At 68.2% G+C, this 22,255-nt stretch carries 19 protein-coding genes, 1 other RNA gene and 2 pseudogenes; 16 read left to right on the top strand and 6 right to left on the bottom strand.

The genetic code is table 11. The features are described from left to right. Positions 1–23: 23 nt before the first annotated feature. From NGJ44_RS10115 to NGJ44_RS10135, 5 genes are all read left to right on the top strand, one after another. Positions 24–452 (top strand): DUF1810 domain-containing protein, encoded by a 429-nt coding sequence (locus tag NGJ44_RS10115; RefSeq protein WP_053243750.1) that lies wholly within the window; start codon positions 24–26, stop codon positions 450–452. Between the two features lie 27 nt (positions 453–479). Beyond that, entirely contained in the window at positions 480–1,325 is an 846-nt protein-coding gene (locus NGJ44_RS10120; protein WP_082308187.1) for a helix-turn-helix transcriptional regulator, read from the top strand. 121 nt (positions 1,326–1,446) lie between these two features. After that, entirely contained in the window at positions 1,447–2,172 is a 726-nt protein-coding gene (locus NGJ44_RS10125; RefSeq protein WP_251863837.1) for an alanyl-tRNA editing protein, read from the top strand. An 8-nt stretch (positions 2,173–2,180) separates the two neighbouring features. Next, positions 2,181–3,479 (top strand): APC family permease, encoded by a 1,299-nt coding sequence (locus tag NGJ44_RS10130; RefSeq protein WP_251863838.1) that lies wholly within the window; start codon positions 2,181–2,183, stop codon positions 3,477–3,479. A gap of 196 nt (positions 3,480–3,675) precedes the next feature. Continuing rightward, complete coding sequence (locus NGJ44_RS10135) at positions 3,676–4,518, top strand: DUF2242 domain-containing protein (protein WP_251863839.1); 843 nt, start codon at positions 3,676–3,678, stop codon at positions 4,516–4,518. A gap of 25 nt (positions 4,519–4,543) precedes the next feature. Here NGJ44_RS10135 and NGJ44_RS10140 read toward each other — a convergent pair. Continuing rightward, positions 4,544–4,891, bottom strand: a pseudogene (locus NGJ44_RS10140) (LysR substrate-binding domain-containing protein); the annotation flags it as partial. Positions 4,892–4,938: 47 nt separating this feature from the next. On the opposite strand from NGJ44_RS10140, the pseudogene NGJ44_RS10145 reads away from it, so the two are divergent. Continuing rightward, positions 4,939–5,536: pseudogene (locus tag NGJ44_RS10145) on the top strand (zinc-binding dehydrogenase); the annotation flags it as partial. 276 nt (positions 5,537–5,812) lie between these two features. Here NGJ44_RS10145 and ssrA read toward each other — a convergent pair. The 5 genes from ssrA to ompA all read right to left on the bottom strand — a co-directional run bounded on the left by ssrA (position 5,813) and on the right by ompA (position 9,849). Next, positions 5,813–6,201, bottom strand: a transfer-messenger RNA (tmRNA) gene (gene ssrA / locus NGJ44_RS10150). Between the two features lie 51 nt (positions 6,202–6,252). Beyond that, the gene (locus NGJ44_RS10155; RefSeq protein ID WP_251863840.1) at positions 6,253–7,428 is read right to left on the bottom strand and encodes an MFS transporter; all 1,176 of its coding nucleotides are present in this window, start codon (positions 7,426–7,428) and stop codon (positions 6,253–6,255) included. Between the two features lie 271 nt (positions 7,429–7,699). Further along, positions 7,700–8,374: an HAD-IA family hydrolase gene (locus NGJ44_RS10160; RefSeq protein WP_053244222.1), complete on the bottom strand. Its 675-nt coding sequence runs from the start codon at positions 8,372–8,374 to the stop codon at positions 7,700–7,702. Further along, entirely contained in the window at positions 8,371–9,099 is a 729-nt protein-coding gene (gene ubiG / locus NGJ44_RS10165) for a bifunctional 2-polyprenyl-6-hydroxyphenol methylase/3-demethylubiquinol 3-O-methyltransferase UbiG (protein ID WP_251863841.1), read from the bottom strand. The genes NGJ44_RS10160 and ubiG overlap by 4 nt, the downstream gene beginning before the upstream one ends. A 156-nt stretch (positions 9,100–9,255) precedes the next feature. Then, positions 9,256–9,849, bottom strand: coding sequence for an outer membrane protein OmpA (gene ompA / locus NGJ44_RS10170; RefSeq protein ID WP_053244221.1), 594 nt, complete (start codon positions 9,847–9,849; stop codon positions 9,256–9,258). A gap of 413 nt (positions 9,850–10,262) precedes the next feature. Between ompA and gyrA the strand changes: the two genes are divergently transcribed. The 10 genes from gyrA (at position 10,263) to NGJ44_RS10220 (ending at position 22,221) form a co-directional block, all read left to right on the top strand. Then, positions 10,263–12,911: a DNA gyrase subunit A gene (gene gyrA, locus NGJ44_RS10175; RefSeq protein ID WP_251863842.1), complete on the top strand. Its 2,649-nt coding sequence runs from the start codon at positions 10,263–10,265 to the stop codon at positions 12,909–12,911. Beyond that, the gene (gene serC, locus NGJ44_RS10180) at positions 12,911–14,041 is read left to right on the top strand and encodes a 3-phosphoserine/phosphohydroxythreonine transaminase (RefSeq protein WP_502802123.1); all 1,131 of its coding nucleotides are present in this window, start codon (positions 12,911–12,913) and stop codon (positions 14,039–14,041) included. Before gyrA ends, serC begins: the two co-directional genes overlap by 1 nt. After that, positions 14,034–15,119, top strand: coding sequence for a prephenate dehydratase (gene pheA, locus NGJ44_RS10185; protein ID WP_053244218.1), 1,086 nt, complete (start codon positions 14,034–14,036; stop codon positions 15,117–15,119). Before serC ends, pheA begins: the two co-directional genes overlap by 8 nt. A 9-nt stretch (positions 15,120–15,128) precedes the next feature. Continuing rightward, on the top strand, positions 15,129–16,250 hold the full coding sequence (gene hisC, locus NGJ44_RS10190) for a histidinol-phosphate transaminase (RefSeq protein WP_053244217.1): 1,122 nt from the start codon (positions 15,129–15,131) through the stop codon (positions 16,248–16,250). Next, positions 16,247–17,155: a prephenate dehydrogenase gene (locus tag NGJ44_RS10195; protein ID WP_251863843.1), complete on the top strand. Its 909-nt coding sequence runs from the start codon at positions 16,247–16,249 to the stop codon at positions 17,153–17,155. Before hisC ends, NGJ44_RS10195 begins: the two co-directional genes overlap by 4 nt. A gap of 2 nt (positions 17,156–17,157) precedes the next feature. Beyond that, complete coding sequence (gene aroA / locus NGJ44_RS10200) at positions 17,158–18,480, top strand: 3-phosphoshikimate 1-carboxyvinyltransferase (RefSeq protein WP_251863844.1); 1,323 nt, start codon at positions 17,158–17,160, stop codon at positions 18,478–18,480. Positions 18,481–18,568: 88 nt separating this feature from the next. Further along, the gene (gene cmk, locus NGJ44_RS10205; RefSeq protein ID WP_251863845.1) at positions 18,569–19,255 is read left to right on the top strand and encodes a (d)CMP kinase; all 687 of its coding nucleotides are present in this window, start codon (positions 18,569–18,571) and stop codon (positions 19,253–19,255) included. 371 nt (positions 19,256–19,626) lie between these two features. Beyond that, complete coding sequence (gene rpsA, locus NGJ44_RS10210) at positions 19,627–21,339, top strand: 30S ribosomal protein S1 (RefSeq protein WP_053244952.1); 1,713 nt, start codon at positions 19,627–19,629, stop codon at positions 21,337–21,339. A 2-nt stretch (positions 21,340–21,341) separates the two neighbouring features. Next, entirely contained in the window at positions 21,342–21,701 is a 360-nt protein-coding gene (locus tag NGJ44_RS10215; RefSeq protein WP_053244944.1) for an integration host factor subunit beta, read from the top strand. A gap of 205 nt (positions 21,702–21,906) precedes the next feature. Beyond that, entirely contained in the window at positions 21,907–22,221 is a 315-nt protein-coding gene (locus NGJ44_RS10220) for a LapA family protein (RefSeq protein WP_251863846.1), read from the top strand. Positions 22,222–22,255: the final 34 nt, after the last annotated feature.

Raw genomic sequence — 22,255 nt, forward strand, 5'->3', positions numbered from 1 at the left:
TCATGACGACGGGAGCGCGTGCCATGAGCGCAGACCCCTACAACCTCCAGCGCTTTGCCGATGCCCAGGACCGGGTCTACGACGACGTCCTGGCCGAACTGGCCCAAGGCCGCAAGACCAGCCACTGGATGTGGTTCGTCTTTCCGCAGCTCCAGGGCCTGGGGCACAGCGCCACGGCCCGCTACTACGGCATCGCCTCGCGCGAGGAGGCGGCCGCCTACCTCGGGCATCCCGTGCTCGGCCCCCGGCTGCGCGAATGCGTGGACCGGCTGCTGGCTCTGGACGGCGCCGACCCCCACGCCATATTCGGCTCCCCCGACGACCTGAAACTGCGCTCGTGCCTGACGCTGTTCAGCGCCGTCGCCCCGGACGAGGCCCGGTTCGGCGAGGCGCTGCGGCGCTATTATCCCGAGGGCCCCGACGAGGCCACGCTGCGCCTGCTGCGGGCGTAGGCGGAAACGGAATCCGGGAATCGACCCATGGCGCGCACCGACACGAAAAACCTGTCGCGGTACTGGTGGGACAGGCACACCCCCGGCCTCAGCCTCATGTGCGCGGATTTCACCACGCAGGAGTATCCGCCGCACACGCACGACGGTTTCGTCATCGCCGTCACGGAAACGGGGGGCTCGGTCATCAAGAGCCGAGGCGTGGTGGAAGAGGCGCGTTCGTCGACCTTGTTCGTCTTCAATCCGGTCGAGGCGCACGCGGGATGGATGGGTTCCAGCGAGCGCTGGCGCTACCGTTCGTTCTATCTCACGCAGTCGGCGATCGACGCCGTGGCCCGGGGGCTGGGAATCGAGGACGTGCCGTATTTCACCCGCAACATGTTCGGCGACCGGGATCTGATCGACAGCTTCCTGACGCTGCACCGGGCGCTGGAAGACGGGCACGATCTTTTCCGCGAACGGGAGCTGCTGTTCTCCACGTTCGGGCAGCTTTACCGGCGCCACGGCAGCGGCGGCGGACGCATCGATCCGCCGCCGCGCGACCGGGCCCTGCTGCGCATCGTGACCGATTTCGTCAACGACCGTCACGCCCAGGATCTGCGCCTGGAAGACTTGAGCGCGGCCGCCGGGCTCACGCCGTTCCAGCTCATCGGACTGTTCAAGCGCTGCCTGGGCCTGACGCCCCATGCCTACCTGACCCAAGTCCGCCTGGGGCGGGCCTGCCGCTACCTGCGGCTCGGCATGCCGATCGCGCAGGTGGCGGCGGCCACCGGCTTCTATGACCAGAGCGCCCTGACGAAGCATTTCAAGCGGTGCTATGCGATCACGCCGCTGCAGTTCGCCCGGGCGGCGGCCGCGCGGGGTGCGGCGCATTGAGATAGCGTCACCTTTTCCGGCGTCTTTCGCGGCGCCCCTCTCGGCGCAATTTTTGCCAATACGCGGCGCCGGCCTTTGCCGATACTTCCCGGACACCGTATCGACATTCCAGGAAGCTCGCATGGCTCCACCGGCGTTCTATCACGCACATCCCGACATCCTCGTTCTCGAAACCCAGGTGGCGCACGCCAGGCCCGGCCGCGTCCTGCTGGCCGAATCGCCTTTCTACCCCGGCGGCGGCGGACAATTGCCCGACCGCGGCATGTTGCGGCACCGGGGCGGAGAGGTCGCCGTTGCCGGCTTCGAAGCCGACGGCGGGCGGATCTGGGCGTTGCTGGCGGACCCCGCGCTCGAACTGGCCGGCGCGGTGCGGGCGGAGGTCGATCCCGGCTTCCGGCAGATGATGCGCGAGCTGCACACCGGCACGCACATCCTCAACGCGTTCGTGTTCCAGGCCTTCGATGGCGCGCTGGTGACCGGCGTGCAGATGAACGAGGACGGCACGGCGCGCATGGACTTCGACGTGCCGCAGGCCGACAACGACCGCCTGCGGGCCCTGGAAGGCCCCATCAACGACGCCATCCGGCAGAACCTGCCTGTGCGGGACGTTTACGTGCCGCTGGAGACGGCGCGCGGCGAACACGGCCTGATCCGCTCCAAGTCGGCGGCCCCGCCGCCCACGGAAGACGGCGGCATACGCATCGTGGAAATCGCGGGCCTGGACCGCCAGGCCTGCGGCGGCACCCATCTGTCGGAAACCGGCGCGTCGCGCCCCGTTCGCATCCTCAAGATCGACAACAAAGGACGCCACAACCGCCGGGTGCGCATCGGGCTGGTGAACGGGTGAGCGCCGCGATGAACAGGAAAGAAACCGGAGCTGGCCGCGCCCGGCTGCATCGGGCCCTGGGGCTGCGCGCCGCCGTCGCGCTGGGTGTCGGCGGCACCATCGGCGGAGGCATATTCGTTCTGGTGGGGCACACGGCCGCGCTGGCCGGCCCGGCGGCCCTGCTGGCCTTCGCGCTGGCATTCCTCGCGTCGCTGCTGATCGCGCTGCCCTATGCGGAACTCGCCTGCCGCTATCCCGAATCCGGGGGCGGCTATGCCTTCGCCCGCGAAGTGCTGGGGCGGCGATGGGGGTTCCTGATGGGCTGGGTGTTCTGGGGCGCCTATCTGTTCATCAGCGGCTACGTCACGCTGGGCTTCGGCGGCTACCTGGGATCGCTCACCGGGCTGCCGCCGGCATGGGGCGCCATCGCGCTGGTGGCGGCCTGCGTTGCCGTCAACGCGGCCGGAGTCAGGCTTTCGGGGCAGATGCAGGTGCTGGTGATCGGCGTGGCCCTGGCCGGGCTGCTGGGCTTCGCACTGGCCGGCCTGCCGTCCGTGCAGACGCATCGGTTCACGCCCTGGATGCCCAATGGGGCGTCCGGCATGCTCTCCGCCGCCCTCATCGCCTTCCTGGCCTTCGGCGGCTTCGACATGGTGGCGGCCGCGGGCGAAGAGATCGAGCGGCCGGAGAGAAACCTGCCGCTGGCCATTCTGCTCACGCTCGCCATCGTGCTGGTGGTGTACCTGCTGGTGGCGTTCGCGGCGCTGGGCACGCTGGATTGGCGCCTGCTCGGCGCGTCCGCCGCGCCCCTGGCCGATGCGGCCCAGGCGTTCATGGGAAGCATCGGCGGCCGCCTGGTGGCCGGCGTGGCCGTGCTGACGACCGCCGCCACCGCGAACGCGGTGCTGGTGGTGACGTCGCGCATCAGCTTTGCCATGGCGCGCGACGGGCTGCTGCCGGCGGGCCTGGCGCGGGTAAGCCCCCAGACCCAAGCGCCCTGGGCCGCCGTGCTGCTCAGCGGCGCCCTGCTGGCGCTGGTGGCCTTGACGGCCACGCTGCGCATTTCCACCGCCATAGGCGGCTTCCTGTACGTCGTGCATTTCATTCCGCCGCTGCTGGTCCTGGCCAAGCTGCGCAAGAGCGCCGGGCCCGCGCCCGCCTTCCGGATGCCCGCTCCCGCCATCCTGCTGCCGCTGGCTTTTCTCATGGCGCTGGTCCTGCTCGTTTCCAGCGGCCCGGTCGGCCTGGCGGGCGGCGCGGCATGGATGGCGCTCGGACTGCTCGTGGCCGGCGCCAGGCAGGGCAGCGAGCGCGGGGGCGCGGCATGAGGGGCGACGGGCGTTTCAGCCCGGATTCAGCGGCGCACGGCCGTCATATCCGTTTACGCCGCCACAAAGCGTTTCAGGACGACAGCGGCGGCGCGGCGCGCCGTAACAAACATAGCGACCTGTATACGCTTGGATTCAGGCCCCGGCCCCGGCAATGGGAAATAATGGACGCTCGTCATTGCCAGGGGCGCGCCCCATGCGTTTCACGCCTATCCGATTTCTCACCTCCCGGCATGCGCTGCCCGTGGCGCGCGCCGGCCTGCTCGGCGCCGTCGCGCTGCTGGCGGCCTGCACGGCCACGCCGACCATAGACGAGCGCGATTCCTTCACCCAGGGGAACACCTATTCCCGCAATTTCCCCGGCTCCAGCCAGGCGGCCTGCGAAGCCGGGCGGCGTTCGCTGCTGGGGCAGGGGTACATCATCGACAAGGCCGAGCCCAACCGGGTCAGCGGACACAAGAACTACCAGGACAAGGAAAACGGCAATCAGCATGCGCAGATCCTGTTCAACGTGGACTGTGCGCCCAGCGGCAACGGCGACTCGGTCGTCTACGCCAGTGCGCTGCGCGAGCTGTACACGATAAAGAAGTCCAGCAATTCGGCCAGCGTGGGCCTGAGCGTGCTGGGCGCGGTATCCATGCCAGTGGGCGCCAGCGACGATTCGCTGGTCAAGACCTCCAGCGAAACCATCTCGCGCGGCGCGTTCTACGACGGGTTCTTCGAGCAGGTGGCGCAGAACCTGGCGTCCGCGCAGGCCGCGATCGAGTCGGGCACCACGCCCGCGCAGAATCCGCAGCCGGCCGGCGCGGCGGCCAAGCCGGGGCAGGGCGCGCAGCCCGCGCCCGCCAAGGCGCCGGGCGCGCCTTCGGCCCAGTCCTCGCCGGCCGCCGCGTCGCCGGCGGACGGCGGCGCGGGCAAGCCCGGCCAGGCCGCCCCGGACAGCGAGGCCGCGCGGCCGCCGTCCACGCAGACGCCGGCTGCGCCGTCTGCCGGCAGCTCGGCGCAGCCGGCCCCCGCCGCGTCCTCCGCCCAGCCCTGACCCTCGGCGCGGCGGGCGCCGCGGTCCGCAAGGCCCGCACCACGAGCGAAAAGGCGGGAGAAGGCTGCCGCCGGCTCGGATAGAGGTGATAGCCCGTGAATTTCGGGCACCAGTCCGTCAGCGCGCGCACGAGCCGGACCGACTCGAGGCGCTCCGCCAGTTCGTCTTCCGGCAGCAGCGTGATGCCCAGGCCCGCCAGGGCCGCGTCCACCTGCGGCGGTGCAGTGTTGAAGATGCGCTGTCCGTCGACCTGCACGTTCACCTGCCGGCCGCGGCGCGCGAAACTCCACACGGACAGTCCTCTCGGCCTCGGCATTCTCTGGTTGATGCCGTTGTGCGCGGTGAGGTTCTTGGGGGCCTTGGGAACGGGATGCCGGGGCCGCCGGGAATGGGCAGGCACCCTGTATCCCTGTGTACGCGGGCGGCTACTCGCAGGATCGTGGTGCGCGAGCGCTACGTGCCGCGTATCCGCCATTCCGAGGCGCAGCTCGCCGCCGCCGCGCCCCTGCTGTGCGCTGGCATCACGACCTATTCGCCCTTGCGCCACTGGAACGTCGGCCCTGGCCACAAAGTGGGCGTGGTGGGGACCGGCGGCCTGGGACACATGGGCATCAAGCTGGCCCGCGCCATGGGCGCGCACGAAGTCGCCATCTCCCGTCATGCGGACGAGATGGCGGCCCGTGTCCGGAGCCTGGATTGCATCCTCAACATCGTCGCCGCGCCGCACGATCTCGATCCCTATTTCGCGCTGCTCAAGCGCGATGGCGCCATGGCCGCTGGCAGGCGCGCCCGCCACGCCGCATCCGTCGCCCCAGGTGTTCAGCCCATCATGAAACGCCGCAGCCTTGCTGGTTGCATGATCGGCGGCATCCCCGAAACCCAGGAAATGCTCGACTTATGCGCCGAACGCGGCATCGTGGCCGGCATCGAGATGACCCACGCCGACGAGGTCAACCAGGCCTACGAGCGCATGCTCAAAGGCGGCGTGAAGTACCATTTCGTGATCGACATCGCCAGCCGCGGAGCGCGCCGGGCACAGGCTTGCGGCCAGTTGCCGCGATCGAGCAATGTGCAAGCGGTGGCGAGGTTCTTCGATCTGGGGTGGCTCACGGTCCAGACCCTGGACAAGGCCAGCCAGCCAGCCTTGGTGCGTGAGTCGGACTCGTCCGGGTCGAGTGCTTGGCCTATGGATACGTCCGCGAATACTGCTTCCTGGAAATCCGTGCCGCATTCCCCGGTAATGCTCGATGAGCCAAAAAAAATCCCAACCGATGAGGGTTGGGATTTTGGGTATTGGTGGAGCCGGGGGGAATTGAACCCCCGTCCGCAAGCCCTCCGCAACCAGTTCTACATGCGTAGTCGGCCTATTTGGATTTAACCCTGGACTTAGCCAACCGACAGGCCGGACCAGGGCGATTCACGTAATTTAAGCCTGAACCGTGTGACCCCAGCGCAGACCGATTCCTTGTAAATGTCGCTGCTGCGGTTCGAGGGTTGCCCCCCTGGGAAGTTGCCTTCCCCCGCCTGACCCAAGGACAGATCAGTGCAGCGGCTCACCGATTAAGCGGCGAGAGCGAAACGCTCGTCGTTGGCGTTTGTAGTGTTCCAGTGGATTTACGAGCTTACTGGTGCTCGGCATGCCCTGAGTTGTTTCGCGACCCACGTCGAATCCGGATCGGCCCCAAGTAAGGCTATTGTACGCTCAAACGCGATAGATTGCGCGAATTTTCGGACTCATGCCGTATCGGCGCAGGCGGTCTTGGCGCGGGCGGGCCGCGTGACGCTCATCATAAACAGGGACAGCACGACGGCCGCGCCGACGATGGCGGCGGCGGCCCAGCCCAGGGCGTCCAGGCCCACCCGCTCGATCACGGCGCCGCCGGCCACGGCGCCCAGGCCGATGCCGATGTTAGCGCCCGAGATATTGAGCGAGGCGGCGAAGGCGGGCGCTTCCGGGGCGGCTTTCATGAGGCGCACGTGGCAGACGATGAACAGCGCGGCCTGGGCGATGCCCCAGGCGCCCAGCACCGCAGCCAGCAGGCCGTGCGAGCCCATGACGGCGCCGAGAGTCGTCAGGCTGGCCGCCATGACCGCGGCGAAGAGAGCGGTGGCGCCCAGCGGGCTGCGGTCCACGAGCCGGCCGCCCAGGGTGTTGCCGGCCAGTCCGACGGCGCCGAAAGCCATCATGGTCCAGCCCACGGTGCGGCCATCGAAGCCGGCCAGCCGCTCCAGCATGTCGGCCAGGTAGGTGTAGGCGGTGAACATGCCGGTGAAGACGAGCAGGGAGAGCGCCACGTTGCCCAGCACCACGGGCTTGCGCAGGATGCGCAGTTGGCGGGAGAAGCGCACGCCTTCGGCGTGGACGCGAGTGCTGGGAAAGGCGGCCAGCAGCAGCAGCGCCTTGGCGAAGGCCACGGCCGACAGCGCGCCGAAGGCGGCGCGCCATCCATAGGCGTCGGAAATGAGTACGCCGATGGGTATGCCGAATACGGTGGCCGCGACGATGCCGAACGCCACCAGGGAGATGGCGCGTCCGGCCCGGGCCGGGCCGACCAGTTCCACGGCGGTGGCGCTGGCCAGCGACCAGAAAACGGGCAGGGCCAGGGCCGGCAGGAAACGCGCCAGCGCCATGATCCAGATGTCGGGCGCGGCGGCGGCCAGCGCGTTGGACAGGCCGAAAAGCGCCAGCACGCCCACGAACAGGCGCTTGCGCTCGAGGTTGGCCATGAGGGCCGTGAGAAACGGACCCGTGGCCGCGACGGTGAGCGCGAACAGCGTGACGAGCAGGCCAGCCTGCGCGATGCTCACGTGCAGGTCCCGGGCCAGGCCGGGCAGCAGGCCGACGATCAGGAATTCCGTGGTCAGGACGGTGAAGCCGGCCGCGGACAACAGCAAGATGGGCAATAGCATGAGTATTCCTCTGACGCGCCGCGATGCGGCGCGAGGATGATCGAAAGAGATGGAGGTGTGGCGCAAGCGCGCCGGGCGGCCGCAGGGGCGGCGGCGGAAGTGCGGCGGGGAGGGGAAAGCGCGCCCGCCGGGGGGCGATGTGCCCCGGTGCCCCCAAGGCGCCCAGTCTAGGGGAGCGCGGTGACGGGATAAAGACGGCGCATCCAACAACTGTGTTTGGCGGGCGCCGCCAATGGCGCGCGGGCGGCCGGGCCGCTCGCGCGTTTCGGCGTTAGCGCAGGCCGACGGGCAGCAGCGGCTCGATGGCCGGCCACAGTTCGCCGGGAGATTGCGCGCAGCGTTCGGCCTGCCAGCAGGCGATGTCGTCTTCTTCGCCGACATAGCCGTAGGCTGCCGCCACGGCCGGCATGCCGGCGGCATGCGCGGCCTGGATGTCGCGCAGGTCGTCGCCCACGTAGACGCAGCGCTCGGTAGCGAAGCCCGCTTCGCGGGCCGCGTGCTGCAGGGGCAGCGGGTGCGGCTTGGCGTGGGCGGTGGTGTCGCCGCAGACCAGCACCGCGCTGTCGCGGACGAGATTCAGGTGCTCGACGATGGGCAGGGTCAGGTAGGTGACCTTGTTCGTGACGATGCCCCACGACAGGCCGCGCCCACGGATGTCGGCCAGCAGCTCGCGAATGCCGGGAAAGAGCCGGCTGTGCACGGTGGAGGCGGCGTGGTAGTCCTCCAGGAACTGCAGCCGCGCGGGTTCGTAGGCGGGGTCGTCGGGGCGCAGGCCCAGCGCCACGCGCAGCAGGCCGCGCGCGCCCTGCGAGGCTACCGGACGCAGCGCTTCGTAAGGCAGGGGCTCCAGCCCGCGCCGTTCGCGCTGGCGGTTGGCCGCGGCGGCCAGGTCGGGGGCGGTGTCGGCCAGCGTGCCGTCGAAGTCGAAGAGGATCAGGGCGCTCATTTGCGGGTAGCCATCAGGTAGTTCACCGAGGTGTCCGAAGACAGGCTGTAGATCTGGGTGATGGGGTTGTACTGCATGCCGCGCATGCCCACAGCCTGCAGGCCGGCGTCGCGCACCGCGGCCGCCAGCTCGCTGGGTTTGATGAACTGGTCGTAGGTGTGCGTGCCGCGGGGCAGCAGCTTGAGCACATATTCGGCGCCGATGATGGCGTAGAGGAACGACTTGGGGTTGCGGTTCAGGGTGGAGAAGAACACCCAGCCGCCCGGCTTGGCGAGCGCGGCGCAGGCGCGCACGATGGAGGAGGGGTCGGGCACGTGTTCCAGCATTTCCATGCAGGTGACCACGTCGTACTGCCCCGGCTGCTCGGCGGCCAGCTCTTCCACGGGCACCTTGCGGTATTCCACTTTCACGCCGGATTCCAGGCCGTGCAGGCGCGCCACCTTGAGCGACTTGTCGGCCAGGTCGATGCCGGTGACGTCGGCGCCGGCCCGCGCCATGGCTTCGGAGAGGATGCCGCCGCCGCAGCCTACGTCCAGCACCTTCTTGCCTGCCAGGCCGCCGGCGCATTCCTGTATCCATTCGAGCCGCAGCGGGTTGATGGCGTGCAGCGGCTTGAATTCGCTTTCGGGATCCCACCAGCGGCTGGCCAGGGCGCTGAACTTGTCCAGTTCGGCCTGGTCGGCATTGACGGGGGCGCGGGCGGAATCGGGAGTCTGGGTGGTCATGGGCGGTCAGGCTGGGGGAAGGCATCGGCGCGCGGCGGGCCGGCCTCGCTGCGCCGCGTCTTGCGCGGGAGCCGGCCGGCCATGCACCGGCATGGTGCGCGCGGGGCGAAAAAAAGGCCTCGCAGTGCGAGGCCTTTATTGTAGCGAGTCCGCCGATTACTTGCGGGTGCCCACGATTTCGATTTCCACGCGACGGTTCTGGGCGCGGCCCTGAGCGGTCTTGTTGGAAGCGATCGGGTTCAGCTCGCCCTTGCCTTCCGTGTAGATACGGTTGGGATCGATGCCCTTGCTGACCAGGTAGGCCTTGACCGAAGCGGCGCGGCGCTCGGACAGCTTCTGGTTGTAGGCTTCGGTACCGATCGAGTCGGTGTGGCCGACGGCGATGATGGTTTCCAGATCGATGCCTTGGGCTTGCTGGGCGACTTGATCCAGCAGTTGACGGCCTTCGGGCTTCAGGGTCGATTTGTCGAAGTCGAAGAACGTGTCGGCGTTGAAGACGACCTTCGCAGCCATCGGAGCGGGCTTCGGCTTTTGTTGCGCAACCGGAACGCCGTCGCAGCCGGGGATGCCGGTAGCCGGGGTCCAGAAGGCATCGCGCCAGCAGAGTTCGTTCGTGCCGTTCTTCCAGACGTCACCGAACGGGTTGCGCCAGTTGTCCACCGTCTGGGGATACGACTGGGCCGAGGCTACACCAGAGGCCGTGACGGCGGCGAAGGCGAGCGCCAGAGCGAATTTGGAGGGTTTGTTCATGTTTCTCCTCGTTGAGCTTGAAGCTGGATAAGTGACTCGCAGCGAACCCCCGCCGCATATCAGGAAAACGGGGCCAGTATAGCAACGCCAAGAGCTGGTTCAAAGGAATAGCTACTGGGTTTCCTGCGTGCTGGAAACAATCTTAAGGCATTTGGGGGCCTTTGGCTTCCCTGCACAGCCGCATTAATGCTGGATATGACGATTTGGGCGCTCCACCCGGCGGAGCGTGTTGGTTTTTGACAACAGGGGTGGCGGGACGGGTCTGGCCGACGCCCGGCCCCCCGATCCGGCCGGCGGCTTGCCGGCCGGCCCGCGCCCTCTGGCGGCGCGCGGAGTCCGCCGCGGAATCGAATGATAGAATTTCCTGTTTGCCCGGCCCGGGTTCCTTCTTACACGATTCTGTCGTTAACTATATGGATTCCTTTGCCAAGGAGACGCTTCCGGTATCGCTGGAAGAAGAGATGCGCCGCAGCTACCTCGATTACGCGATGAGCGTGATCGTGGGACGGGCGCTACCGGATGTGCGAGACGGCCTCAAGCCCGTCCACCGGCGCGTGCTCTACGCGATGCACGAACTCAACAACGACTGGAACCGCGCCTACAAGAAGTCGGCGCGCATCGTCGGCGATGTCATCGGTAAGTACCATCCCCATGGCGACCAGTCCGTCTACGACACCATCGTCCGCATGGCGCAGGATTTCTCCATGCGCTACATGCTGGTCGACGGCCAGGGCAACTTCGGCTCGATCGACGGCGACAACGCCGCGGCCATGCGCTACACCGAAATCCGCCTGGCGAAGATCGCCCACGAGCTGCTGGCCGACATCGACCAGGAAACCGTGGACTTCGGCCCCAACTACGACGGCAGCGAGCAGGAGCCGCTGCTGCTGCCCTCGCGGCTGCCCAACCTGCTGGTGAACGGCAGTTCCGGCATCGCCGTGGGCATGGCCACCAACATTCCGCCGCACAACCTGGCCGAGGTCGTGGACGGCTGCCTGTACTGCCTGCGCAACCCGGAATGCTCCGTGGACGAGCTCATCGAACTCATTCCGGCGCCCGACTTCCCCACCGGCGGCATCATCTACGGCATGTCGGGCGTGCGCGAGGGCTACCGCACCGGCCGCGGCCGGGTGGTCATGCGCGCCAAGACCCACTTCGAGGATCTGGACAAGGGCAACCGCCAGGCCATCGTGGTCGACGCGATTCCCTACCAGGTCAACAAGAAGACGCTGCAGGAGCGTATCGCCGAGCTGGTCAACGAGAAGAAGATCGAGGGCATTTCCGACATCCGCGACGAGTCGGACAAGGAAGGCATGCGCCTGGTCATCGAGCTCAAGCGCGGCGAAGTGCCCGAGGTCGTGCTCAACAACCTCTACAAGAACACGCAGCTGCAGGACACCTTCGGGATGAACCTGGTGGCGCTGGTCGACGGCCAGCCCCGCCTGCTCAACCTGAAGCAGATGATCGACTACTTCCTGCAGCACCGCCGCGAAGTGGTCACGCGGCGCACGGTGTTCCAGCTGCGCAAGGCCCGCGAGCGCGGCCACGTGCTGGAAGGCCTGGCGGTGGCGCTGGCGAACATCGACGATTTCATCGCCATCATCAAGGCCGCGCCCACGCCGCCCGTGGCGCGCCAGGAACTGATGGCGCGCGCCTGGGATTCGTCCCTGGTTCGCGAGATGCTCTCGCGCGCCGATGCGGACACGGCCGGCGGACGCGCGGCCTACCGGCCCGACGGCCTGGGCGAGGCATTCGGCCTGCAGGACGACGGCATGTACCGCCTGAGCGAGACTCAGGCGCAGGAAATCCTCAACATGCGCCTGCAGCGCCTGACCGGGCTGGAGCAGGACAAGATCGTCGGCGAGTACAAGGACATCATGTCCACCATTGCCGACCTGCTCGACATCCTGTCGCGGCCCGAGCGCATCACCTCCATCATCGGCGAGGAGCTCCAGGCCATCAAGGCGGAGTTCTCCACCGGCGCCAAGGACACGCGCCGTTCGGAAATCGAGCTGAACGCCACCGAACTGGACACCGAAGACCTGATCACGCCCACCGACATGGTCGTGACGCTCTCGCACGGCGGCTACATCAAGAGCCAGCCGCTGTCGGAATACCGTGCGCAGAAGCGCGGCGGCCGCGGCAAGCAGGCCACCGCCATGAAGGAGAACGACTGGATCGACCAGTTGTTCATCGCCAACACGCATGATTTCCTGCTGTGCTTCTCCAACCGCGGCCGGGTGTACTGGCTCAAGGTGTGGGAAGTGCCGCAAGGCACCCGCAACTCGCGCGGCAAGCCCATCGTCAACATGTTCCCGCTGGCCGACGGCGAGAAGATCACCGTGGTGCTGCCGGTCAAGGAGTTCAGCGAAGATCACTACGTGTTCATGGCCACTTCGCGCGGCACTGTGAAGAAGACGCCGCTGTCCGATTTCTCCAACCCGCGCAAGGCGGGCATCATCGCGGTGGACCTGGACGAGGGCGATTACCTCATCGGCGCCGATCTCACCGACGGCAAGCACGACGTGATGCTGTTTTCCGATGCCGGCAAGGCCGTGCGCTTCGACGAGAACGACGTGCGCCCGATGGGCCGCAACGCACGCGGCGTGCGCGGCATGATGCTCGAAGACGGCCAGACCGTGATCGCGCTGCTGGTGGCGGGCGACGAGACGCAGAGCGTGCTCACCGCCACCGAGAACGGCTACGGCAAGCGCACGCCCATCACCGAGTACACCCGCCACGGCCGCGGCACCAAGGGCATGATCGCCATCCAGACCAGCTCGCGCAACGGCAAGGTGGTCGGCGCGGTGCTTGTCATGCCGTCCGATGAAATCATGCTCATCACCACCGGCGGCGTGCTGGTGCGCACCCGGGTCGCGGAAATCCGTGAAATGGGCCGCGCCACGCAGGGCGTCACGCTCATCAACGTGGACGACGGCAGCTCGCTGTCCGGCGTGCGCCGCGTGGTGGAAAGCGATGCCGACGAGGACGGCGACCTGGACGACGACCAGGACGCGGGCGACGACGGCGCGACGGATTCGACTGAACCTACGGAGCAATAATGGCCCGCCCCTGGAATTTCTCGGCCGGCCCCTCGGCGCTGCCCGAGGTGGTGCTGCAGCAAGCCGCTGCGGAAATGCTGGACTGGCACGGCAGCGGCATGTCCGTGATGGAAATGAGCCATCGCGGCAAGCATTTCGTGCAGATCTGCGACGAGGCGGAAGCCGACCTGCGCGACCTGCTCGATCTTCCGGCCGACTACGCCGTCATGTTCATGCAGGGCGGCGGTTCCGGGGAAAACGCCATCGTTCCCATGAACCTCATGGGGCGGCGCGGCACGCCGGCGGCCGATTTCGTCGTGACCGGCCACTGGTCCAAGCGTTCGCACGCCGAGGCCCGCCGCTACGGCGACGCCCAGGTCGCGGCGTCCAGCGCCGAGGCCGTCACGCTCGACGGCCGCCAGCAGGCGCCGTTTTCCTGGGTGCCCGAGCCCGGCGCCTGGCGCGTGCGCAAGGAATCCGCCTACCTGCACCTGTGCAGCAACGAAACCATCGGCGGCGTGGAGTTCATGGACTGGCCCGACATGGCCGCGCTGGGCGCGCCCGATGTGCCGCTGGTGGTGGACGCCTCCTCGCATTTCCTGTCGCGTCCCATGGACGTCACCCGCTGCGGCCTGCTGTTCGCCGGTGCGCAGAAGAACGCCGGCCCGGCCGGCGTCACCGTGGTGATCGCCCGGCGCGACCTCATCGGCCATGCGCTGCCCATCTGCCCTTCGGCCTTCGACTACGCCAACGTGGCCGCCGAGCACTCGCGCTACAACACGCCGCCCACGTTCGCCATCTACGTGGCGGGCCTGGTGTTCAAGTGGGTGAAGGCCAACGGCGGGGTGGCGGGCATGGAAGCGGCCAACAAGGCCAAGGCCGAACTGCTCTACGGCTATCTGGACGGCACCGATTTCTACCGCAATCCGGTGCACGTGCCGGTGCGCTCGCGGATGAACGTGCCCTTCGTGCTGCGCGACGAATCGCTCAATGACGCCTTCCTGCAGGGCGCCGAGGCGGCCGGCCTGACGCAGCTCAAGGGCCACAAGAGCGTCGGCGGCATGCGCGCCTCCATCTACAATGCCGTTCCGCTGGCCGGGGTGCAGGCCCTGGTCGAGTACCTGAAGGAATTCGAGCGTCGCTATGGATGAGTCACTGCAGCGCAAGCTGCTTCCCCTGCGCGAGCGCATCGACGCGCTCGACGCGCAGATCCTCGACCTGCTGTGCCAGCGCGCCCGCGCCGCGCAGGAAGTGGGCGAGGCCAAGCATGCGGCCCAGGCCGACGGGCCCGTGCTGCGTCCCGAGCGCGAGGCCGAGGTCATCCGCCGGCTGCAGCAGCTCAATGCCGGACCGTTTCCCAATGCCGGCGTGGCCGCCGTCTGGACCGAGATCATTTCCGCCTGCCGCGGCCTGGAGCGGGGCATGACCGTCGCGTATCTGGGGCCGCAGGGGTCGTTCTCCGAACAGGCAGCCATGGAGCATTTCGGCCACGCGGTGCAGTCGCTGCCATGCCCCTCGTTCGATGAGGTCTTCCGCGCCGTCGAGGCGGGGCAGGCCGACGTGGGCATGGTGCCGGTGGAAAACTCCACCGAAGGCGCGGTCAACCGCAGCCTGGACCTGCTGCTCAATACGCCGCTCAAGATCCTGGGCGAGCGCTCGCTGGTGATCCGCCACTGCCTGATGACGCAATCGGGCACCATGGACGGCATCAAGACCATTTCCGCGCATCCGCAGGCGCTGGCGCAGTGCCAGGGCTGGCTCACGCGCCACTATCCCGACCTCAACCGGGTGGCCGCCGCCAGCAATTCCGAGGCCGCGCGCGTGGCCGCGGAGAACGCTTCCGTGGCGGCCATCGCGGGCGAGGTCGCGGCGCCGGCCTGGAACCTGCGCATCGTCGAGGCCGGCATCCAGGACGATCCCCAGAACCGCACCCGCTTTCTCGCCATCGGCGACATCGAGCCCCTGCCCAGCGGCAAGGACAAGACCAGCCTCATCCTGGCGGTGCCCAACCGCGCCGGCGCGGTCTACGAAATGCTCGCGCCCCTGGCCGCCAACGGCGTGTCCATGACGCGTTTCGAGTCCCGTCCGGCGCGCACCGGCCAGTGGGAGTACTACTTCTACGTCGACGTGCTGGGCCACCGCAACGATCCCAATGTCGCGAGCGCCCTGGCCGCCCTGCAGGCGCAGGTCGCCTTTTTCAAGGTGCTGGGTTCGTACCCGGCGCAATAAGCCACCACCATGACCACCGCATCCAAGCCCCTCGTCGCTCCCCGGCACGTCAGCGCTATCGCGCCGTACCAGGCCGGCAAGCCCATCGAAGAACTGGCCCGCGAGTTCGGGCTGGATCCCGCCGGCATCGTCAAGCTCGCGTCCAACGAAAATCCGCTGGGCATGCCCGAGTCGGCCCGCAAGGCCATGCTGGCCGCGGCCGAGTCGCTCGCGCGCTATCCCGATCCCAATGGCTTCGACCTGAAGGCGGCGCTGTCCCAGCGCTACGGCGTGCCGGCAAGCTGGATCACCCTGGGCAACGGCTCGAACGACATCCTCGAGATCGCGGCCCTGGCGCTGCTGGAGCCGGGCGCCTCGGCCGTCTACGCGCAGCATTCCTTCGCCGTCTACCGCCTGGCGACGCAGGCCCGGGGCGCGCGCCACATCGTGGTGCCCGCGCGCGATTACGGGCACGATCTGGACGCCATGTTCGAGGCCATTGCCGACGACACGCGCCTGGTGTTCATCGCCAACCCCAACAATCCCACCGGCACCTTCGTGCCGGGCGACCGCGTCGCCGCCTTCCTGGAGCGCGTGCACGAGACGCACGGCGACCGCGTCACCGTGGTGCTGGACGAGGCCTACAACGAATACCTCGACCCCGAGCTGCGCTTCGACAGCACGGACCTGGTGCGCCGCTACGCCAACCTGATCGTCTCGCGCACCTTTTCCAAGGCCTATGGGCTGGCCGGCCTGCGCGTGGGCTTCGCCGTGGCGCAGCCCGCGCTGACCGATCTGCTCAACCGCGTGCGCCAGCCGTTCAACGTGAACACGCTGGCCCAGGCCGCGGCCATCGCCGCCCTGGCCGACGCCGACTATCTCCAGCGCGCCTACGAATCCAACAAGGCCGGCAAGGCCCAGCTCTGCGCCGCTTTCGAGCGGCTCGGACTGCGCTACGTGCCCAGCTACGGCAACTTCGTCCTGGTGCGCGTCGGCGACGCCCCGCGCATCAACCTCGAACTGCTCAAGCGCGGCGTCATCGTGCGTCCCGTCGCCGGCGACGGCTTGCCCGAGTGGCTGCGCGTCACCATCGGCCTGCCGCAGGAAAACGCGCGCTTCATCGAGGCGCTCGAGGCGGTTCTGGAGGAATGAGCACCGCACGGCCGCCCGAAGGCGCTGACGGCGGGGCCGCCGCTCCCCTGATTCCCGTGCTGGCCGTGGCCGGCGTGGGCCTCATCGGCGGATCGTTCGCCGCCGCGCTGCGCCAGGCGGGGCAGGTAGGCCGGGTGCTGGGCGTGGGGCGCAATCCCGCGTCGCTGGAGCGCGCCGTCGCGCTGGGGCTCATCGACGAGGCCGTCAGCGCCGAAAACGCGGCGGCCCGGGCCGACCTGGTCATGCTGGCCACGCCCGTCGGCGCCCTCGGGGACACGCTGCGGCGCATGTTGCCGCACTTGCGGCCCGGCGCGCTGCTCACCGACGCCGGCAGCACGAAAAGCGAAGTCATCGCCGCGGCCCGCCAGGCGCTGGGGGGGCAGATCGGATGCTTCGTGCCCGGCCACCCCATCGCGGGCGCGGAGCGCACGGGCCCGGAAGCCGCCGATCCCGGCCTGTACCGCGGGCGGCGCGTCATCCTCACCCCGCTGCCCGAAAACAGCGCTGGCGACGTTGCGCGGGTGGCCCGGGCCTGGGAGGCCTGCGGCGCGCGGGTTTCGGACATGGACGCCGACGCGCACGACCGCGTCCTCGCGTCCGTCAGCCATTTGCCGCACTTGCTTTCCGCCGTCTACATGGAGCAGGTCGCCCGCGCCGGCGACGCGCGGCTGCGGCTCGACACCGCGGGCAGCGGTTTCCGCGATTTCACCCGCATCGCGGCGGGCTCGCCGGAAATGTGGCGCGACATCTTCCTGTCGAACCGGGAGGCCATGCTGCAAGAGCTGGCCGGCCTGCGCGCCGGGCTCGACCGCGCCGAGCGGGCCATCGCCGAGGGCGACGGCGAAGCGCTGCTGGCGCAACTGGATACGGCGGCGCAGGCGCGCCGCTCGTGGCGCAAGGAGTAATCATGGGCGCATTGCCTTATCTCGACCTGCCCCGCGCGCGCCGCGCGCAGGGCACGATGGCCCTGCCGGGCTCCAAGAGCATTTCCAACCGCGTGCTGCTGCTGGCGGCGCTGGCGCAAGGACGCTGCGACATCACCGGCCTGCTCGACTCCGACGACACCCGGGTCATGCTGGGCGCGCTGCGCCAGCTCGGCGTGACGGTGTCCGAGCCGCAGCAGGGGCGGGTCACCGTGGAAGGCGTGCGGCGGTTTCCCGTCGAAAGCGCGGACCTGTTCATGGGCAACGCCGGCACCGCGATCCGGCCGCTGACGGCCGCGCTGGCGGTAATGGGCGGCGACTACCGACTGTCCGGCGTGCCGCGCATGCACGAGCGGCCCATCGGCGATCTGGTCGACGCGCTCGCGGCCCTGGGGGCCGAAGTGGAGTACCTGGGACAGGCCGGCTATCCGCCGCTGCGCATCGGCCGCGGCGCGCTGAAGGCCGGCGCCGTCGCGCGCGTGCAGGGTTCGGTGTCCAGCCAGTTCCTCACCGCCTTGCTGCTGGCCGCGCCCGTGCTGGTGGGCCGGACGGGCCAGGCCGTCGGCATCGAAGTCGCCGGCGAGCTCATCTCCAAGCCCTATATCGAAATCACCCTCAACCTGATGGCGCGCTTCGGCGTGCAGGTCCGGCGCGAGGGCTGGAGCCGCTTCACCGTGGAGGCGGACGCGGTCTACCGCAGCCCGGGCCGCATCGCGGTGGAAGGCGATGCGTCCACCGCGTCGTATTTCCTGGCGCTGGGCGCGATCGGCGGCGGTCCGGTGCGCGTGACCGGCGTGGGCGCAGACAGCATCCAGGGCGACGTGGCGTTCGCCGACACCCTGGCTGCCATGGGCGCCAGGGTGGAATACGGCCCCGGCTGGATCGAGGTGACGGGCGTGCGCGTGGCCGAGGGCGGCAAGCTCAAGGCGTTCGACACCGATTTCAACCTCATTCCCGACGCTGCCATGACCGCGGCGGCGCTGGCCCTCTACGCCGACGGCCCGTGCCGCCTGCGCAACATCGGCAGCTGGCGGGTCAAGGAAACCGACCGCATCCACGCCATGCAGACCGAGCTGGAGAAGCTGGGCGCGGTCGTGGAATCGGGGCCGGATTGGCTGCGCGTGACGCCGCCCGCCGAAGGCGGCTGGCGCGACGCGCACATCGGCACCTGGGACGACCACCGCATGGCCATGTGTTTTTCGCTCGCGGCCTTCGGCCCGGCGGCGGTGCGCATCCTGGATCCGGGTTGCGTGAGCAAGACCTTCCCGGGTTACTTTGACGTCTACGCCGGCCTGGTGTCGGCCTAATAAGGGCGCGCCGGCGCACCCTGGGGCCGGCGGCCTTGATTGCAAACAGACTTTCGGGTGCGCGGCAAGGCGCGCCCTTGCGAGAACCATGACAGCGATTCTTCCGGAGCATGTTCCGGTCATAACCATCGACGGCCCCACCGCCTCGGGCAAGGGCACCGTGGCGCACCGCGTCGCCAAGGCGCTGGGCTGGTCCGTGCTGGACAGCGGCGCGCTCTACCGGCTGACCGCGCTGGCCGCGCTGCGTCGCGGTGTGCCGGCCGACGACGAGCCCGCGGTGGCGCGGGTGGCCCAGGCCCTCGACGTCCGGTTCGACGGCCCCCACGTCTACTTGGACGGCGCGGAGGCCAGCCACGACATCCGCCGCGAGGAAGTCGGCAATTTCGCCTCGCGCGTGGCCGCGTTTCCCGGCGTGCGGCAGGCGCTGCTCGAGCGCCAGCGGGTTTTCCGCCAGCCGCCGGGCCTGGTGGCGGACGGCCGCGACATGGGCACCGTGGTGTTCCCGGACGCGGTCCTGAAGGTCTTCCTGGTGGCCGACGTGGTGGCGCGGGCCGAAAGGCGCCGTAAGCAGTTGATCGAAAAGGGAATTTCTGCTAACCTGGATGACCTTTTGCGGGATATGCGCGAGCGGGACGCCCGCGATACCCAGCGCGCCGCGGCGCCGCTGGCTCCCGCGCCGGATGCGCGAATCCTGGATTCGTCGAATCTGACGATCGCCGAAACCGTGCAGGCCATTCTCGATTTCTGGCGCGAGGCCGGAGCGGGGGCAGCGTAAAAGCGTCAACGGCGAAATAAGGGTGAAGGGCAAGAGCAAAAGGTAAGGGGTAAGGGCGCACCGGGCACGACAGCCTGTTGCTGCGCCGGCCCGGCGCCTGGTGCCACGATTTTCCGCCTTCGGGCGGGCGCGGATGCGCCGAAAAGGCGGTCCGCATCATGCAGTGCCCCGCGGTGTCCCGCAGCTTCCGGCAAGCGCCGGTTTCATGCGGAGCGTTCCGCGGGTGGTTTTTCCGGCCCTGTTTCCGCCAGGGCGCCGTTGCCGGCTCTTCTTGCCGGGGCGTTCGCGGGCAGGTGTTTTCACTCCACTGTGGCGGGCAATCCGCTGCGGTGTGTTTTTAACGGCCATCCGGCCCAATGGATTTCAATCCCATGTCTTCCGTTTCCACTACCGCTACCGGCGGCGAAAGCTTTGCCGATCTGTTTGCCGAGAGCCTCAAGAGCCAGGACATGAAGTCCGGCGAGGTCATCAGCGCCGAAGTCGTTCGCGTCGACCACAATTTCGTCGTCGTCAACGCCGGCCTGAAGTCCGAAGCCCTGATTCCCCTGGACGAGTTCCTGAACGACCAGGGCGAACTCGAAGTGCAACCCGGCGATTTCGTCTCGGTGGCCATCGATTCCCTGGAAAACGGCTATGGCGACACCATCCTGTCGCGTGACCGCGCCAAGCGCCTGTCGGCCTGGCTGCAACTGGAAAAGGCCCTCGAGAACGGCGAGCTGGTCACCGGCACCATCACCGGCAAGGTGAAGGGCGGCCTGACCGTCATGACCAACGGCATCCGCGCGTTCCTGCCGGGTTCGCTGGTGGACCTGCGTCCGGTCAAGGACACCACCCCGTACGAAGGCAAGACCCTCGAATTCAAGGTCATCAAGCTCGACCGCAAGCGCAACAACGTCGTCCTGTCGCGTCGCCAGGTGCTGGAAGCCAGCATGGGCGAAGAGCGCCAGAAGCTGCTCGAAACCCTGCACGAAGGCGCAGTGGTCAAGGGCGTGGTCAAGAACATCACCGACTACGGCGCGTTCGTTGACCTGGGCGGCATCGACGGCCTGCTGCACATCACCGACATGGCCTGGCGCCGTGTCCGCCACCCCTCCGAAGTCCTGCAAGTGGGCCAGGAAGTCGAAGCCAAGGTGCTCAAGTTCGACCAGGAAAAGAGCCGCGTCTCGCTGGGCGTCAAGCAACTGGGCGAAGACCCGTGGGTGGGTCTGGCCCGCCGCTATCCGCAAGGCACCCGCCTGTTCGGCAAGGTCACCAACCTGACCGACTACGGCGCGTTCGTCGAAGTGGAAGCCGGCATCGAAGGCCTGGTGCACGTGTCCGAAATGGACTGGACCAACAAGAACGTCGATCCGCGCAAGGTCGTGACCCTGGGCGAAGAAGTCGAAGTCATGGTCCTCGAGATCGACGAAGACCGTCGCCGCATCTCGCTGGGCATGAAGCAGTGCCGCCAGAACCCGTGGGAAGAGTTCGCCACGAACTTCAAGCGCGGCGACAAGGTCCGCGGCGCCATCAAGTCGATCACCGACTTCGGCGTGTTCGTCGGCCTGCCCGGCGGCATCGACGGCCTGGTCCACCTGTCCGACCTGTCGTGGACGGAATCGGGCGAAGAAGCCGTGCGCAACTTCAAGAAGGGCGACGAGATCGAAGCCGTGGTCCTGGGCATCGACACCGACAAGGAGCGCATCTCGCTGGGCATCAAGCAGCTCGAAGGCGATCCGTTCAACAACTTCGTGGCCACCTACGACAAGGGCGCCGTGGTTCCGGGCACCATCAAGTCGGTCGAGCCCAAGGGCGCCGTCGTGACGCTGTCCGTGGACGTGGAAGGCTACCTGCGCGCCTCCGAGATCTCCTCGGGCCGCGTGGAAGACGCCACCACCGTGCTGAAGGCCGGCGAGAACATCGAAGCCATGATCGTCAACATCGACCGCAAGACGCGCTCGATCCAGCTGTCGATCAAGGCCCGCGACAACGCCGAGACCGCCGAAACCATCCAGCGCATGTCTGAAGCCAGCGCCTCCTCGGGCACGACCAACCTCGGCGCGCTGCTGAAGGCCAAGCTGGACCAACAGCGCAACGACGGTTAATAGTGACCAAGTCGGAGCTGATCGCCGCCCTGGCGGCCCGCTATCCTCAGCTGGCCGCCCGCGACACCGATATCGCCGTCAAGACCGTTCTCGATGCCATGACCCAGGCCCTGGCCTCGGGCCAGCGCATCGAGATCCGGGGTTTCGGCAGTTTTTCGTTGTCGCGGCGATCCCCCCGCATCGGCCGCAATCCCAAGTCCGGCGAACAGGTGCTGGTGCCTGGCAAGCAGGTGCCGCACTTCAAGGCGGGCAAGGAATTGCGCGAGCGGGTGGATGTGGCTGGCGGCAACGAAGAGGACGCCTCATCCTCCGGATCGGGCGAGCCGATGCCGTCCATGGTCAGTCTGCACGCCATGCATTGACGGCGCGGCAGTCGCGGCTGCCCCCGGGCAGATCCGACCGCGTGCAAAGCCCCTCGAATTTCCGAGGGGCTTTGTTTTTTCCGGCCGACCATGTTCCGGCGATCGTCTTGCCGGCGCTCCCCCCCCCCGGGGGGGGCAAAAGCCGGGTGCGGCGGCCGGCTTGTCGCTTACAATTGACAGTCTTGAATTCATAGGAGCATGCGTCATGCGCTACCTCGTCTGGGCCCTGCGATTGCTCGTCTTCATTGCCGTTCTGATGTTCGCCCTGAAAAACACCGATCCGGTGGCCGTCAGGTTCTACGCGGATTACGTGGTGCAGGACGTTCCCCTCATCGTGGTCATGCTGGCTGCCTTCGTCGTGGGCGCGCTCTTCGGCCTGCTGCTGACCGTGCCGGCCGCCATGCGACGCCGCCGCGAAGCCATGCGCCTGCGCCGCGAGCTGGACCGCGTCCAGGCCGCCGTCGCGGGCACCACGCCGTCGGTGCCGCCGGAGGCCGTGGCTCCCATGTCGCCGCTCTGATCCGGATCAGGCGTCCCGATTTTTTCGTCTGAAT

Source organism: Achromobacter sp. Marseille-Q4962 (assembly GCF_943737005.1).
GTDB lineage: Bacteria > Pseudomonadota > Gammaproteobacteria > Burkholderiales > Burkholderiaceae_B > Achromobacter.